Here is a 17,307-nt window from a genome sequence, read left to right on the forward strand (position 1 = left end):
TTGTTTTGAAGGTCTTGCTATCAAGTATACAACTTGTTAATCAACCGAGTGTTATACACTGAAATGACGATTGATTACACACTTTTGTGTAAGCTACTCCCCTTCAGGGAAAATATAAATTTATATTAATTATTATATTTCAAAATGGAAAAAATTGCAACTAATATATAAAAATAATAAAATATTTATAATAACTTGTTTCTAGACATTAAAAATGTAATTACTAGGGCAATTAGGGTAGTAATAAGCATTACAATCCAAAATCCATTTGGATCATTTCCATAAGGTATACCGCCAACGTTCATACCGAAAAATCCTGATACGATAGTTGGAATAGAAAAGATTAGTGTAACAGAAGTCAAAAATTGCATTACATTATTTTGGTTGTTGCTTATAATTGCGCTAAATGCGTCCATAATTCTGCTTAATATATCGCCATATATTGTAGCCATTTCTAAGGCCTGTTTATTTTCAACTATAACATCTTCAAGTAAATCTTCATCATCAGAATATTTTTTTATGCTAGGCGTACGAACCATTTTATTTAAAACAAGCTCGTTTGCCTTTAGAGAAGTAGAAAAATATACTAATGATTTTTCTAGTTCTAGAAGTTGAATAAGTTCTTTATTTTTCATAGACTTATAAATTTCTCTCTCTATAACTGTTGTCATTCTATTTATTCTTCTTAAGTAATGAAGATAATAAGTGGCATTTTTATGAAGGATTTGAAGTATGAAACGAGTTTTCTTAAAAGTAAAGAAATCTTTAACATGACCTACAATAAAGTCATTTAAAATCTTAGTTTGCGCAGTACAAACTGTTAAAATCGATTCATTAACTATTATAATGCCAAGAGGTATAGTAGAGTAATGAGATGATTTTTCATCACTTTCATCTACTGGAATATCTATAAGTATAAGAGTATGATTGTCCTCAATATCTATTCTTGAACGTTCCTCTTCATCTAATGCTGACTTAATGCTTTCTATATCAATATCTAATAAAGTAGCAATTTCATTAATCTCACTTTGGTTTGGTTCAACAAGATTTATCCAACAGCCATTTTCAAAAGAACTAAGCTTTTCCAATTTATTTTCAATAGTCTTATAATATCTAATCATGGCAACACATCCTTTATTCAATTTTATATAAATCTCATCACTTAATATTATTCATTAAATAACTAATTTATATAATTGAAATAAAGAAATTAGTTTGATTTAAGATAATAATAAGTGATGTTTTAAACTTATTAGCCGCCAGGGACTAAAGTCCATTTTCCATCACTCTCCTATAATTTTTATTAGTAAGTTTTTAGGCCTAATATTTTTAGGCCCTTTAAACATAATACCCTTTCCTTGGATATAAATCAATATCTTATCAATAGTTATTGTATTTTTTTTAATTAATACCTTATTTATTAAGCTATTAATCCTTTTTATATTATTTTTTTAAGATGATAATATATAGAAATATTTAGAGTGTTGAATATATGATTTGTAATATATAAAATATTTTTTTATTACACTATTTAAATATTATAAATTAAAATTAAAATCTGGAATATTAGAATATATTATGGGAATTATATTTTTGAACTATAATTTATGGAGGTGCTTACTTTGTTTAAACATGACAAAGCGTTATTGAGAGAAGTAAAAGTAGAAAAACCAAATCCACAATATGCAGCATTAATGCAAGAGCAATTAGGTGGAGCTAATGGAGAATTAAAGGCTGCTATGCAGTACATATCGCAAAGTTTTAGAGTTAAGGACCAAGCATTAAAAGATTTGTTCTTAGATATAGCAGCAGAAGAACTTAGCCATATGGAAATGGTTTCTCAAACTATAAATTTGCTAAATGGGCATGATGTTAATTATAAAGGAACAGAAGCTGGAGAAATAGAAACTCATGTACTAGGTGGATTGGCACCACTATTAATAAATTCATCTGGGCACCCTTGGAATTCAGATTATGTAAGTTGCACAGGAGATTTAGTAGCTGATTTACTTTCGAATATAGCATCAGAGCAAAGAGCTAAAGTTGTATATGAATATTTATATCGTCAAATAAATGATAAATATGTAAGAGAAACTATAGATTTTTTATTAAATAGAGAAGAAGCTCATAATGCTTTATTTAGAGATGCTTTAAATAAAGTCAAAGATACAGGCTCAAACAAGGACTTTGGAGTTACTGAAGATTCTAAATTATATTTTAATTTATCAAATCCAGGACCAAATCATGATACTAAAATAGATATTAATCCTCCTTCTTTTGAAGAACCTTTGAAAAAGTAGAAATATCCATAAAATCTGTAAAAGAGCTCTTGTAAGAGCTCTTTTTTATGATTATATATATTAAAATCTAAGTAAAATCATGTATGAATATATAGTTATTTCTATAACAAATAATAAAGTTATAAAATGCTTTTATAAAGGAGTACTATTAATGAAAAAAACAATAATATCTATACTTATATTAAGTACATTTTTTATGACTCTAATTTTTAATAACCCTTATCAGGTCTATAGCTAAAATATTGTTATACAACAAACTAATATTGAACAAGACTATATTAACGAGTTAAACAGTATAGGAAATCAATTATATATACTTAGCTCAAATGCACTTGATTCAGTAATAAATAAGAAAGATAATTCAGATCTTTTTAAAAATGGTTTATATATAAAATCACAAATAAGAAGTCTTAGAATGGAGTTATATAAGTATCATAAAACAGAAAGTGGTAATATAGAAAAAAATCCAATATCTTTATCTCTTTTGAATACATTAAATTACTACAATATGTCACTATCATATTTATTAGAGTTGGCATTTTTACAGAATAGTTTAAATATATCTTTAAAATATAGTATTATATAATTAAGAAATAAATAATCTTGGGGGAGAAGAATATGAGATATAGAAAATTAGGTAAAACAAATGAAGAAGTTTCGATACTTGGATTTGGATGTATGAGATTTCCACAAATAGATGGAAAAATAGACGAAAAAGAAGCTACTAATATGATAAGACATGCTGTTGATAATGGTGTAAATTACATAGATACAGCATACATATATCATGATGGGGAAAGTGAAGCATTTGTAGGTCGTGCTTTAAGTGAAGGGTATAGAGAAAAAGTTAAACTTGCAACTAAGCTTCCAACATGGCTTGTAAAAAATAGAGAAGATATGGATAAATATTTAAATGAACAGCTAGAAAGACTTCAAACTTCATATATTGACTTTTATCTAGTTCATAATTTAAATGTTGAAACTTATGAAACAATTAAAGGGTATGGATTATTTGAGTTTTTAGATAAAATAAAAAAAGAAAAGCTAGTAAAGCATATAGGTTTTTCATTTCATGATACTATAGGTTTATATAAGGAAATAATTGATGATTATGATTGGGACTTTACCCAAATACAATACAATTATATAGATGAAGATTATCAAGCAGGAACAGAAGGTCTATTATATGCAGCTAGTAAGGACTTAGGTATTGTAATAATGGAGCCTCTTCGTGGAGGAGCTTTAGTAAATAATCTTTCAAAAGGAATTAAAGATATAATAGAGAATTCAGAAGTTAAAAAAACACCAGCAGAATGGGCGTTTAAATTCTTATATAATAAAAAAGAAATAGGCGTAGTTCTTAGCGGTATGTCAACAATGGAACAAGTAGTTGATAACCTAAAAATAGCAGATACTCAAGGTGTTGAAAATTCAATTACAGTAGATGAAAAAGATACTCTAGAGAAATTAAGAGATGAGTTTAAATCAAAAATAAAAGTAAATTGTACTGGATGTAAGTATTGCATTCCATGTCCAGTAAATGTTAGTATACCAAACTGCTTTGAATTATTAAATAATGCATCTATGTTTGATAATGTTTCTGTATCTAAAGAAATATATAATAATATATTAGTAAAAGAAGAAAGTGATGCATCTAGGTGTGTAGAGTGTGGAAAATGTGAAACAAAATGCCCTCAGCATATAAAAATAAGAGAAGTGCTTAAAGAAGTTGAAAATACATTTAAAGTATAAATATAGTTAATATATCAAAGAGGAATACTTATTGCAAGCATTCCTCTTTTAATTTTTAGCTTTTGAATAAAACTAATATAGAACCTTAGGGTAGGAGTATTGCAAAATTAAGGTCTAAATATTAAAGCTAAAATTAATATATCTATAATTTACATGTCAATTCCTTTATAACTTCATCAACAGAATATAATCTGTCGGCTCTATAAGCATTTTCTCCACAGAATAATAGAGAATTGTCAATATCACCCTTAACAGCATTTATAAGAGCTTGTGATATGCAATAAGGTGTATTCTTTGGGTTGCAAGGAATTAGACAATCATAGCATTTTGTTATTTTTGGACGATTTTCAGAAACTGTTTTTATAAACTTATTTGTTATAGCTCGTCCAGGCATACCGACTGGGCTTGTTACAATATTTATATCATCTTCAGATGAGTTTATATATGTATTTTTAAAGTTCTCATGAGCATCACATTCATAAGTAGTAACAAACCTTGTTCCTACTTGTACACCGCTAGCACCAAGATTTATATATTTAGCTACATCATCTCCAGTATAAATGCCACCTGCAGCAACTACAGGTATTTCTTTATTATATTTTTCACCATAAGTCTTCGCTACTTTAAGTATTTCTTTAAATTCGTTATCATAATCATCAACACTAATAGATTCTAGTTCATCTTTAGTGTATCCAAGATGTCCACCTGCTTTAGGACCTTCAACTACAATTAAATCAGCAGTAGTTTTTTCTTTTCTATCCCACATCTTTAAAATAACACTAGCAGCTTTAGAAGTAGAAACTATTGGAGCTATTTTAACTTTACTATTTTTTACAAATGAAGGAAGCTTAGTTGGGAGACCTGCACCAGATATAATAAGATCTACGCCGGCTTCTATAGCTTGCTTAACATGTTCTTCATAATTATTCATGGCAACCATAAGATTTACACCTATAATTCCATCTAAACAACTTTCTTTTGCTTTAATGATATGTTTTTTTAAAGCTCTTAAATTTGCATTTAATGTATTTTTCTCGAAATCATCTTCGTCATAACCTACTTGAGCACCAGAGATCACACCTATTCCTCCAGCCTTAGCTACAGCTGCCGCTAGAGATGATCTAGATACACCAACACCCATTCCTCCTTGTATTACAGGAACTTTTGCTACTAAATCACCGATTATTAATGGTTTCATTATAATCACCTCCGTATAATGTACAAGAACTAGATTATAATACTTAATATTATGACCTAGTACTAATTTGATTATACTATAATTTTTTAAAAAGAATACATAAATTTTGAATAAATAGAAAATTTATTTTTAAATAAAAACTTAAATTAAAATAAAAGATTACAATATCTTAACTAGTAATAAAATACAAAGTAGGATTATAATGTATATAAATTAAAAATATAGTTTAAAATTAAAAAGATATTATATTTAACATTAAAATTAGAAAAATATATAATATTCAAAGAAAATTCATAATTAGTTCACATAAGATGGATATAATATTATTAAAAGGAGGGATTAAAAAATGGCAATTGTACTAATAACAGCAGCATTAGTATTTGTTATGTACGGACTTAGTTTCCTATCATATATATCGGAAAGTCATATATTAGACGACGTAGTATCAGACAATTAATAAGCATAATATATAATTATTTTAATATAGATAAATACTAAAATAGATTATTTAAAATCGTAATCTATAAAAAAGCAAACTCTGTTAGGGTTTGCTTTTTTTTATGTTTTAAAAGTTAATATTTAACAAATTTAACTATGTATTAACCTTAATATAATAATCGCTTAACAAACTTTAACTATAATTTTAATTGAAAAAGGTATTATGTTAATAATTATATAACTAGGGGGAAAATAATGAAAAGACCAAAAAAATTATCGATACTAGGATTATCAATACTGCTTATAGCTTCATCATTAACAGGATGTGGAGTAAAAAATAATGAAAGTAAAACTGACCAAAATAGCTCACCACAAATAACACAAACCACTTCAAAAAAGCCTAAGTATGTATTTACTTTTATAGGCGATGGAATGTCTTATACTCAAGTAAATGCAGCGCAAGTATATAACGGAACAATAAAAAATTCTGATAAAGTCGAAGTTGAGAGATTAGAATTTACTAAATTTCCAGTGGTAGGTAGTGCTACTACTCAAGACGCAACATCATTTGCACCAGATTCAGCGTCAACAGCAACCGCAATTTCAAGTGGAATAAAAACACATAGCGGAGTTATTGGATTAAAAGCAGATAAACAGTCAAAGCCAGAGAGTATAACTGAAAAACTTAAAAAAGAAGGATATAAAATAGGAATAGTAAGTAGTGTATCACTAGACCATGCAACACCAGCAGCATTTTATGCCCATGCAGCATCAAGAAGTGATTATTATGATATAGCCACACAAATGGCTAATAGTAATTTTGATTATTTTGCAGGAGGTTCATTACTAAGTCCCAAAGGGGAAGATGAAAAACAAAAAGATGTATTTGAAACTCTGAAGGAAAATGGATACAAAGTAACTAATGATAAAAATGAAATAATGTCTCTAAATAGTGATTCAGGAAAAGTATACGCTATAAATCCAGAACTACAAGATTCATCAGCTATGTCATATAACTTAGATGCAAAAGAAGATAGTTTAAAATTAGATGACTTTGTTAAAAAAGGGATAGATGTAATAGATAATGAAGATGGCTTCTTTATGATGGTTGAATCAGGTAAAATAGACTGGGCAGGGCACGCAAATGATGCTATGAGTAATATAAAAGATGTAGAAGTATTAAGTGATGCTGTTAATGTAGCAATAGAATTTGCGAATAAACATCCACAAGAAACTCTTATACTTGTAACAGGAGACCATGAAACAGGAGGTATGTCAATAGGTCAAGCTACTACAGGATATGATACTGCTTTTGATATACTGAAAAATCAAAAAATATCTTATGTAAAACTTGATGAATTAATTAATAAATATAAAGAAAAAACGCCTAAAGAAAAAGCTAAATTAGAAGATATATTACCCATAATAAAAGAAAACTTTGGGTTTATAACATTAAGTGATAAAGATGCTAAGAAAGAAGAAAATTCAAATTTAGTTTTATCAGATTATGAATATAAAAAATTAGCTAAGGCATTTGAAGAAAGTATGAAAGGTGATGACTCAAGAGATAAAAGCACAGAAAGTGAAATACTATATGGAGGATATGATCCACTGTCAGTAACTTTGACTCATATAATAAATAATAAAGCGGGGATAGGATGGACTTCGTACTCACATACAGGTGTACCAGTACCGGTATATGCAATGGGTGCAGGGGCAGATAAATTTTCAGGATTTTATGATAACACAGATATATTCAATAAATTAGTAGAGATTTGTGGATTAAAATAATGATAAAATACTTAAAAAATAATAACGTATTACATAATAAAAATACTATATTTTCTATAATATGCCTAATTGCTATAGGAATATTATTACTTATACCAACAGGATTTGAAAAGCAAATTTATATTAATTCAGAAGGTATAAAGGCAAGAGTATTAAGTACGGATGAATCAGCTATTTATGATACTGGATTAATAAAGCAAGGAGACCAAGTTTGTGAAGTAGAAATATTAAGCGGAAACTTCAAAGGAGAAAAAGTAAGATCGGTAAATCTTCTAACTGGATCACTTGAAACAGATAAAATATTTAGTGTAGGGGATAAAGCATTTATATTACTTGAAAAATCGAAAGATGGAAATATAGTATTTGCAAATATGGTTGACCACTATAGAATAAACTTAGAAGTTATTTTAATCGGATTATTTGTTATTGTTCTTGTGATTTTCTCAGGAAGTACAGGCATAAGAACTGTAATATCTTTTGCATTTACATTAATTTGTATATTAAAGTTATTTGTACCTATGTTACTTAAAGGATACCATCCAATTTTGTTAGCACTTGTTATAGGCATTTTAATATCAACAGTAACTTTAATTTTAGTGGGAGGATTTACTAAAAAAGCGTACTGTGCAATACTGGGGACTATATTTGCATCTTTAATAACATGTATACTAGCGATAATATTTGGTAATATATTTAAAATTCATGGCACAGTAATGCAGTGGTCGGAATCTTTATTATATTCAGGGTTTCAAGATTTAAATTTAACATTAATATATCAATCAGGAATTTATTTATCATGTTCTGGAGCTATATTAGATTTGGCAATAGATATATCTGCATCAATTGATGAAATAGTAGATAAAAATCCTAATTTAAGTAAAAAAGAAATATTATTTTCGGGGATAACTATAGGAAAATCCATAGTTGGATCCCAAACAACAACACTATTATTAGCGTATATGGGTAGTTTTATTGGAGTTATGATGGTGTATATGGCGCAAGGAACGCCGCTTTTAAGTATACTAAATACTAAATTTATATCATCAGAAATACTTCAGACTTTTGTTGGATGTATAGGACTTGTAATAGTATCGCCATTAACAGCTACAATATGTAGTCACGTATACACTAAAAAGAGTAAAGAATTAAAATTAACAGATTATAAAATAAAAAAAGTATAAGTTAAATTATAACCTATAAAATATACAACTATAAAAATCGTATATTTTATAGGTTATTTTTTATATATCATAATTTGACAATTCATATACTTTTAATTAGATGTTAATAAAATATAGTTGATTACATAGATATTTTAGTTGACTTTTAATGTATAAATAGAATAAAATAAACCTAAAATGGAACGATGTTCCAAAAAAAACATAAAAATAATTATTATATTTTATAATTTGCGATTAGGGAAAACGATTCCTAAAGATGGAGTTATTAAAGGGAGGAAAATATGAATAAAAATAGAGTAGAAAGAGGTATATACAAAAGCGTAGCAGCAATATTAATAGCAAATAATTTTATAACCTTAGCACCACTAAAAATTAATGCAGAAGAAATTTTTCAAGAAAATAAAAGCTTAATTAATAATATGAATTTATCTAGAGATAGCTATATAGATATGAATGGAGATTTTGAAGATATATTTAAATCTACTAGTTTAGATAAAGATTTATGGATAAATAATGTAAAACCTAGAAATTGGGAAATATCGTCATATAGCTCATTTCCAACTACAATGATGGGTGAAATAACAAATGACTCTAAAAGTGGTAAAAATGCAGTTAAAATAAATTTAGATAAATCAATTGGATTTTTTAAAACAGCAACATCAACATCTCCTAAAATAGAATCTGGGAAAGAATATGAGATAAGTGTATGGGCTAAAAGTGAAAATTTAATTAAGGATAACTGTAATCATGAAAATCATAGTCCTATATTAATTAAGGTAGAGCAATTAGATATATCAAATAAAACTATTGAAACTACAAACTTAGCTAATATATCTGGAACGAATAATTGGACAAATTATAGCACAACTATAGAGGCTAGGCCAGAAGCTCAAAGACTAAGACTAGTTGTAGTATTTGACTCAGGATTACATGGGGGAACTTCAGGAAACATAATTATAGATGATTTTAAACTTAAAGAAATTACACCTAAACCAAATAATATAAAATTAGATAAAGATAACTTAAAAATTGCTCCAGGACATACCGGAAGATTAACTTATAATATAGATCCAATACAAGCTAACAAAGAACCGATTATATGGGAAAGTAGTGATACAAGTGTTGTAGAGATAAAGGATGGAATATTCAAAGGTATAAGCCCTGGAAATGCAGTTATTACAGCTAAACTTAAGAACTATGAAGATATAAAAGCACAGTGTAGTGTTGAGGTGAGTGAATCTATAGGAGTTGAAAAAATAGAATTTGAAAAAGAAAATAGAGTTAGACGAAAGAAAAAATTATATAGTAAAAGCTAAAACATATCCAGAGTATACAACCGAAGAATATTTTTTAGAGTCAGAAAATACAGATATAGCTAAAATAAAAGATGGAATAGTTAATGCTATAAAACCTGGAATAACAAATATTATAGCTAAAAATATAAAAGGAGAAGAAATTGGTAGATTTGAATTAAATATAAATCATTATAAGAATGATAAATATGATGAGTTATTATCTAAAATATACAAATCTTTAGTTCCAAATAATCTATTATCCGTAGATGATAAGGAGGATATGTCAGCTGTTAAAAAGATAGTAGACGTTGGTGAAAACTATTGGAAAAATATGAACAAAGATAAAGGAAAAGATTATCTTTGGAATGATTTAGATAGTACAACAAATTCTAATCATATAACAAAAAGTTTTGAAAGATTAAGAGAAATGGCAAAGGCATATTTATTAGAAGGTTCTAGTTTAAAAGGTAACCCTCAACTAATAAAAGACATTGAATATGGTTTAGAATGGTTAATTGAAAATAGATATAATAAAGGATATTACAATAACTGGTGGGATTGGCAAATAGGTATACCTCAAAGATTAACAGATACATTAGTGCTAATAAGAGATTATCTTACAACAGAAACTATTGAAAAGTATGCAAATATAATATCTTATTATGTTGCAAATGCAAGAGATCAATGGAGTCTTAAGCCTGAAACACATACGCAAAGTGTAGGTGCAAATAGACTAGACATGTGCCAAGTTGTAATATACAAAAGCTTACTTGTAAAAGATGGAGATAAAATTCAAGAAGCAAGTAATGATTTATTACCGGAACTAAAATATGTAACTAATGGAGATGGTTTTTATGAAGATGGATCAATAATACAACACACAGCTATACCATACACAGGAACGTATGGATCAGTATTATTATCTGGGATTGGTAGATTAAACTATATATTAGAAGGAACACAGTGGGCAATACCAAATGATAAAGTAAATATGATATATGATGTAATAGAAAAATCTTTTGAACCTTTAATGTATAAAGGTTTAATTATGGATATGGTTAATGGAAGATCTATATCAAGATCTAAATGGCAAGATATTAATAATGGTGAATCAGTTATGAAAAGCATAGTAAAATATTTTATTCCGGCAGCAACTGAAGAAGAAGGTAATAGACTTAAAGGTGCCATAAAATATTGGCTTGAAGCAAATGATTCTAAGAATATGGTTGAAACTACTAATGACTTAGAATTTAGAGCCATGATTAAAGATATATTAAATGATAATATAATAAAATCAAGAGGAGAGTTAATAGGTCATTATAATTATGCAAATATGGATAGGGTAGTTCATAGAAGACCTGGTTTTGTATATGGTATAAGTAAATACTCAGATAGAACATACATGTACGAAGCTATGAATAAAGAAAATTTAAAAGGATATCATACAGCAGATGGAATGACATATCTGTATAATGGTGATGTAGAGCAATTCTCAAAAGGATTTTGGCCTACTGTAAACCCAAAAAGATTACCAGGAACTACTGTAGATACAGTAACATTATATGATGAAGCTAGTGGATCAAAAGTAGTCAATGGGCAAGATTGGGTAGGTGGTAGTGTAATTGATGGTAAATATGGTGCTTCAGGAATGTATTTAGATAAAGTTAATCCAAAAGAACAAGATGAAAATTATAAAATGGATATAAAAGCTAAAAAGTCTTGGTTTATGTTTGATGATGAAATAGTTGCATTAGGTTCAGATATAACAAGTAGTAAAAATAGAAATATTGAAACTACAATTGAAAACCGAAGATTATCAGAAATAGGAGATGAAATTTTTACAGTAGATGGAGAAAATTCAGTAAATAATATTGGTGATTCGAAATTAAAACAAGGGGCTAGTTGGGCTCATATAAAAGGAAATAAGGAAAATACAGATATTGGATACTATTTTCCTAGTAAAGCAAATATAAACATACTAAGAGACCATAGAACTGGAAATTGGAACGATATAAATGAGTCAGAAGCAAGTAAAGTGGAAGAGAATAATTTCTTAACTATGTGGATTGATCACGGAATAAATCCACATAGTGCAGGTTACTCATATACATTGTTACCAAATAAATCTAAAGATGAAGTAAAAAAATATAATGAAAATCCAGATATTGAAATATTAGAAAATAGTGAAGTAGTTCATGCAGTAAAAGAAAAGAAGTTAAATATTATAGCCGCAAATTTATGGGAAGATAATCAAGGCATAGATTTTATACATTCAAATAAGAAAGCATCCATTATGGTAAGAGAAAATAATGGAGAATTAACAGTAGCAGTATCAGACCCTACTATGAAAAATAACAATAAAATAAAAGTAGAGATAGATAAAAAAGTAAAAAATCTAATATCAAAAGATGAAAGAGTTAATATAATAAATTCTTCGGATAAGCTAATCTTAGAAATAAATGTAAAGGACTTAAAAGGTTCTACAGTTGAATCTAAATTTAATTTATTATAAAGATATATAAATTAAACATAATTAAAAAGTGTGTAGTATTTACTACACACTTTTTATATAAAGGATTATTTTCCTTGTCTTGACTTATTGTATCTTAATCTATCATGTTCGTTTAAGAATTTCTTTCTAAGTCTTATAGAATCTGGAGTTATTTCAACTAACTCATCATCATCTACAAATTCTAAAGCTTCTTCTAAAGTAAATGTTCTAGCAGCCTGTAATTTAACTGCATCATCTGTACCAGAAGCACGAACGTTAGTTAATTTCTTATTCTTACAAGGGTTAACTACCATATCATCTTTTCTAGAGTTCATACCGATTATCATACCTTCGTAAACTTCAACAGCTGGGTCAACAAACATTTGAGCTCTTTCACTTAAAGCATTAAGTGCATAAGCCATAGTTGTTCCAGGTCCTTGAGCTATTAAAACTCCGTTAGTTCTTCCTGGTATTTCACCTTTATGTTCTTCATATCTTTCGAATGATCTAACTAAAGTTCCTTCTCCACGAGTGTCGTTTATGAATTCACTTCTGTATCCAAGTAATCCTCTTGTAGGAGCTATAAATGTTATTTTAACATAATCTCCTTCTATTTCCATTGCTTCCATCATTGCTTTTCTTAAGTTTAATTTGTTTATAACAGTTCCTGAGTAAACTTCTGGACAGTTAACTATAACTCTTTCCATAGGTTCCATTAATTTTCCTTCTTCTTTGTGAAGTAAAACTTGAGGCTTAGATACTCCTATTTCGTATCCTTCACGTCTCATGTTTTCAAGAAGTATAGATAAGTGAAGCTCTCCACGTCCAGATACTCTGTATCCATCAGTAGTATCCATTGGCTCAACTTTAAGACCAACGTTAACTTCTAATTCTTTGTCTAATCTATCTTTTATATGTCTTGTAGTTACGAATTTACCACTCTTACCACAGAATGGAGAATCATTAACTAAGAAGTTCATAGACAGAGTAGGCTCTTCTATGTGTATCATTTCCATTGGTAATGGATTATCTACATTACATATAGTCTCACCTATTGATATATCTGATATACCAGCTATAACAACTATATCACCAGAATAAGCTTCTGATTTTTCAACTTGGTTTAATCCTTCATAAGCTGTAAGCTTAGATATTTTACCTTTAGCTACAGAACCATCTTCTTTACAGATAGAAACAGTTTCACCGCTTTTTACAGTTCCTTTGTAAACTCTACCTATACCTAATCTACCTACATAATCATCATATGCAAGAGCAGATACTTGAAGTTGTAAAGGCTCATCATCATAGTTTGGATAAGCTTCAACATGATTTACAACTGTTTCAAATAATGGAGAAAGGTCAGTGCTTTCATCATCCATTTCTAATTTAGCTATACCTTGCTTAGCTATACCGTATATTATTGGGAACTCACATTGCTCATCATTAGCATTTAAGTCAACGAATAAGTCAAATACTTCATCAACAACTTCTTCAGCTCTTTGATCTTGCTTATCTATTTTGTTTATGAATAATATAGGTCTTAAACCTGCTTCTAATGATTTTTGTAAAACGAATCTAGTTTGAGGCATTGGTCCTTCACTAGCATCTACTAATAATATAACTGTATCAACAGTTTTAATAACACGCTCAACTTCAGATGAGAAGTCACTATGTCCTGGTGTATCTACTATGTTTATTTTATAATCCTTGTAGTTTATAGAACAGTTTTTAGAATATATTGTTATACCTCTCTCTGCTTCAAGGTCGTTACTATCCATTACACAGTCTTTTACTACTTCATTATCTCTAAATGTTCCTGATTGATGTAAGAAAGCATCAACTAAAGTTGACTTACCAGCATCAACGTGGGCTATAACAGCTATATTTACAATTTTATGTTTTGATGACATCTTTATGTCTCCTTTCGGTTAAAATAACTTTATAAGTATATCATAGTCTATAACTGTATACAAGATACTAATGGTAGTAGAATTTCAATAAAATAGAATAGTATTTATTTTTAGCTAAATAAATAAAATATATAAATATAAAAAAAATAATTAGGAAAATGTTTTATTTAAGGCTTGTATTTAAATATTAAAATATAATAAATAGAATATACTAAAATATTAAAAAAAATAATTAATACTAAATAATTAAAAAAATTTGAAACATAAGGAGTATTAAACGCATTATTTAAATAAAAAAATTAAATTTATATTATAAATTAGTTTTTAAAGGTAAATTCAATTATCAATAGAATATATACATATAGGTATAATTAAAGTTCTAAAGAAAGAGGAAGAATTTTATGGTTAAAGATTTTATTTTTAATGTTGTTATTTTAACAGTTGTTATTTTTATAATAAAAGAAATTATAAGCTTTATTTTTAAATTTAATATTGGAATAAATATAGTAATTCCAATTTCAATATCAATAGCTTGTATTTTAGGAACTAAAGAAAAAGAATTAAAAGAGTAGGGTTGAATTTAACTCTACTTTTTTAATTTATTGTTTTATAATATAGTTAAAATTGACAATAATATATTACTAAATTGAATAAATATATATTTAATCTAAGGGGTGGCAAAATGATAGATACAAAAGAGCAACAGGTATATGATTTATTGGAATCACTTAAAATAAAATACACTAGACATGAACATATTCCAGTATATACTGTTGAAGAAGCACAAGCATTAGATATAAGAATACCAGGCCAACAATGTAAAAATCTTTTTTTAAGAAATAAAAAAGGAGATAAGCACTATCTAGTAATTTTAGATGAAAATAAAAAAGTAGATTTAAAGTGTTTATCAAAACAAATAGAAAGTGATTCATTATCATTTGCATCAAAAGAAAGACTTTATAAATATTTAAGTCTTACACCTGGGTCTGTAACTCCATTTGGATTGATAAATGATACTAACAAAGAAGTAATAGTACTTTTAGATAATGATATTGTAGGAAAGCCGGTAATTAATTTTCATCCAAATGTAAATACAGCAACAATAAGTGTCTCATATGATGGGTTTAATAAATTTATTAAATCTATGGGAAATAAATTATACTGTGTAAATATTTAAAAGCACCTTGAAATTTATCAAGGTGCTTTTTATTTTATTTAAATTGTTTTATCATTTTCATCTTTAATTTCTATAGCTATTTCAAATAATTTTGATAATACAAAGCTTAAAAACCCTATAGCTATTGATATAAAAGTAACTATAACCATTGGAGCGATTGTTAATATATATAAATACATATCAAAATAATATGTAATAAATATTAAACATCCATTAAATAATATTGTTTCACTAAAAGCACATATAGAAATAGTTTTTAATGACTTAGGAGCATCTATAGAAAAAGGATTATTATTAACAATAAGTTTACAAAGTTTTTTTAGATTAAATAAGGCTATTATATAAGGTATTGCACATATGTATATACAAATTGTTATAGCCATAATTAAATTTTGATTTAGTATTGAAAATGCGCTTTTAAAGTATGCGGTTATTGCTAGAGGTGTAGCCAAAAGCACTAATAAAGTAAGAATAATGCCCATTGTTACAATTATATCTAATACTTTATAACTAGCATTTTTTTTCATTTTAATTTACCTCAACTTTCTGTTATTATATTCTTTATTTTAAAGTTAGTTTTATTGAATGTCAATAAATAATTATTACTAAAAAATATATAAAACTTATAAAACAATAAAGTACTTGAAAGTTCATTATATTCTAGAATTATTTAAAGTTATAAAACTGAAAATTTAAAAATGTTTAAATTATAAATTATGGGTATTTATATATTTAACAGAATAAAAAATTTTAGAAGTGAAAACATAAATTTAAATAAAAATATTAGGAGGTACATATTAATGCAAGTTAAATTTCAAGGAGCACCATTAACATTAGAAGGAAATATAGTGAAAGTAGGAGATAAAGCTCCAGATTTTATAGCAGTAGATAATGATTTAAAGGATTTCAAATTTAGTGACACAAAAGGTAAAATAGTTATTTTATCTGTTCCATCATTAGATACACCAGTTTGTGACATGGAAATAAGAAAATTTAATGAAGAAGCGTCTAAGTTAGATGGAGTTAAAGTTTATGCTATATCAATGGACCTTCCATTTGCTCAAAGTAGATGGTGTGCAGGTGCAAATATAAAAAATGTACAATCAATATCAGATTATAAGGATAGAGACTTTGGAAAAAGCTATGGGGTTTATGTAAAAGAGTTAGGACTTTTAGCTAGAGCAGTATTTATAGTTGATGAAAATAATAATGTTACATATGCAGATTACTTAGAAGAAATGACTAGCGAACCAGATTATGACAAAGTATTAAGTATGTTAAAGTAAATTAAATTTTAATGGCTATAAGTTTGTATACTTGTGGCCATTTTTTACTTAAAATTATAGCTATATAAAGAATATTTTAATATAAAATATGTTTTATCAAATTAGTTGTGGGTATATATTAAATACAACAAATTAACATAAGAAAATATGGAGGAAAAGTCATGGCTAATTCAATAAAAGTATGTCCATACTGTTCAAATGTAGACGTAGATACATTAAGAGAAAAATTAGGAGAAGAGAATGTTTCAACTGGTTGTGTAGGTGCTTGTAGAGCATATTCTAAAGAAGCAGTTGGTAAAATAAATGGTGTTCTTACAATAAAGCAAACGGAAGAAGATTTAATAGAAGCTTGTAAATAATATTAACTTAAACAAAATCCTTATATAGATGGAAGAAATATTCTATTTATATAAGGTTTTTTTATATATAAGAGATATGTCACCAATTAACACGACCAAATTAGCTGGTGACATATCTCTATTTGAGGT

Annotated in this window: 14 protein-coding genes; 10 read left to right on the forward strand and 4 right to left on the reverse strand. The window is 27.3% G+C overall.

Going from position 1 to position 17,307, the window contains the following annotated elements:
- Positions 1-185: 185 nt before the first annotated feature.
- Positions 186-1,121 carry a magnesium transporter CorA family protein gene (locus tag BN899_RS05930; RefSeq protein WP_042273701.1) on the reverse strand — a complete coding sequence of 312 codons (936 nt, stop codon included), beginning with the start codon at positions 1,119-1,121 and terminating at the stop codon, positions 186-188.
- Between the two features lie 501 nt (positions 1,122-1,622).
- Between BN899_RS05930 and BN899_RS05935 the strand changes: the two genes are divergently transcribed.
- Together BN899_RS05935 and BN899_RS05940 are read left to right on the forward strand one after the other, a co-directional pair.
- The gene (locus BN899_RS05935) at positions 1,623-2,300 is read left to right on the forward strand and encodes a manganese catalase family protein (protein ID WP_042273703.1); all 678 of its coding nucleotides are present in this window, start codon (positions 1,623-1,625) and stop codon (positions 2,298-2,300) included.
- 618 nt (positions 2,301-2,918) lie between these two features.
- The gene (locus tag BN899_RS05940) at positions 2,919-4,052 is read left to right on the forward strand and encodes an aldo/keto reductase (protein WP_042273704.1); all 1,134 of its coding nucleotides are present in this window, start codon (positions 2,919-2,921) and stop codon (positions 4,050-4,052) included.
- A 142-nt stretch (positions 4,053-4,194) separates the two neighbouring features.
- On the opposite strand, the gene BN899_RS05945 is transcribed toward BN899_RS05940, so the two are convergent.
- Positions 4,195-5,250: an NAD(P)H-dependent flavin oxidoreductase gene (locus tag BN899_RS05945; RefSeq protein WP_042273706.1), complete on the reverse strand. Its 1,056-nt coding sequence runs from the start codon at positions 5,248-5,250 to the stop codon at positions 4,195-4,197.
- Positions 5,251-5,943: 693 nt separating this feature from the next.
- Here BN899_RS05945 and BN899_RS05950 point away from each other — a divergent pair.
- The 4 genes from BN899_RS05950 to BN899_RS05965 all read left to right on the forward strand — a co-directional run bounded on the left by BN899_RS05950 (position 5,944) and on the right by BN899_RS05965 (position 12,467).
- Positions 5,944-7,479, forward strand: coding sequence for an alkaline phosphatase (locus tag BN899_RS05950; RefSeq protein ID WP_042273708.1), 1,536 nt, complete (start codon positions 5,944-5,946; stop codon positions 7,477-7,479).
- Entirely contained in the window at positions 7,479-8,660 is a 1,182-nt protein-coding gene (locus tag BN899_RS05955; RefSeq protein ID WP_042273709.1) for a YibE/F family protein, read from the forward strand. The genes BN899_RS05950 and BN899_RS05955 overlap by 1 nt, the downstream gene beginning before the upstream one ends.
- Positions 8,661-8,941: 281 nt before the next feature.
- Positions 8,942-9,976: an Ig-like domain-containing protein gene (locus BN899_RS05960; RefSeq protein ID WP_042273711.1), complete on the forward strand. Its 1,035-nt coding sequence runs from the start codon at positions 8,942-8,944 to the stop codon at positions 9,974-9,976.
- Positions 9,924-12,467, forward strand: coding sequence for a polysaccharide lyase 8 family protein (locus BN899_RS05965; protein ID WP_052356656.1), 2,544 nt, complete (start codon positions 9,924-9,926; stop codon positions 12,465-12,467). Before BN899_RS05960 ends, BN899_RS05965 begins: the two co-directional genes overlap by 53 nt.
- 65 nt (positions 12,468-12,532) lie before the next feature.
- Here the strand turns inward: BN899_RS05965 and typA are convergent, their stop codons facing one another.
- The gene (typA, locus tag BN899_RS05970) at positions 12,533-14,356 is read right to left on the reverse strand and encodes a translational GTPase TypA (RefSeq protein ID WP_042273714.1); all 1,824 of its coding nucleotides are present in this window, start codon (positions 14,354-14,356) and stop codon (positions 12,533-12,535) included.
- A gap of 401 nt (positions 14,357-14,757) precedes the next feature.
- On the opposite strand from typA, the gene BN899_RS18965 reads away from it, so the two are divergent.
- A complete protein-coding gene (locus tag BN899_RS18965) occupies positions 14,758-14,928 on the forward strand; it encodes a hypothetical protein (RefSeq protein WP_154658884.1) in 171 nt (56 codons plus the stop codon).
- A 110-nt stretch (positions 14,929-15,038) separates the two neighbouring features.
- Positions 15,039-15,533, forward strand: coding sequence for a prolyl-tRNA synthetase associated domain-containing protein (locus BN899_RS05975; RefSeq protein WP_042273715.1), 495 nt, complete (start codon positions 15,039-15,041; stop codon positions 15,531-15,533).
- Between the two features lie 38 nt (positions 15,534-15,571).
- Here the strand turns inward: BN899_RS05975 and BN899_RS05980 are convergent, their stop codons facing one another.
- Positions 15,572-16,060, reverse strand: coding sequence for a DUF2975 domain-containing protein (locus tag BN899_RS05980; RefSeq protein WP_042273716.1), 489 nt, complete (start codon positions 16,058-16,060; stop codon positions 15,572-15,574).
- Positions 16,061-16,333: 273 nt separating this feature from the next.
- Between BN899_RS05980 and tpx the strand changes: the two genes are divergently transcribed.
- Positions 16,334-16,819 carry a thiol peroxidase gene (gene tpx, locus BN899_RS05985; protein WP_042273718.1) on the forward strand — a complete coding sequence of 162 codons (486 nt, stop codon included), beginning with the start codon at positions 16,334-16,336 and terminating at the stop codon, positions 16,817-16,819.
- A 161-nt stretch (positions 16,820-16,980) separates the two neighbouring features.
- A complete protein-coding gene (locus BN899_RS05990; protein WP_042273720.1) occupies positions 16,981-17,178 on the forward strand; it encodes a hypothetical protein in 198 nt (65 codons plus the stop codon).
- The last annotated feature ends 129 nt before the right edge of the window (positions 17,179-17,307 follow it).

This window comes from Faecalimicrobium dakarense (genome assembly GCF_000499525.1).
Taxonomy (GTDB): Bacteria; Bacillota; Clostridia; order Peptostreptococcales; family Peptostreptococcaceae; genus Faecalimicrobium; species Faecalimicrobium dakarense.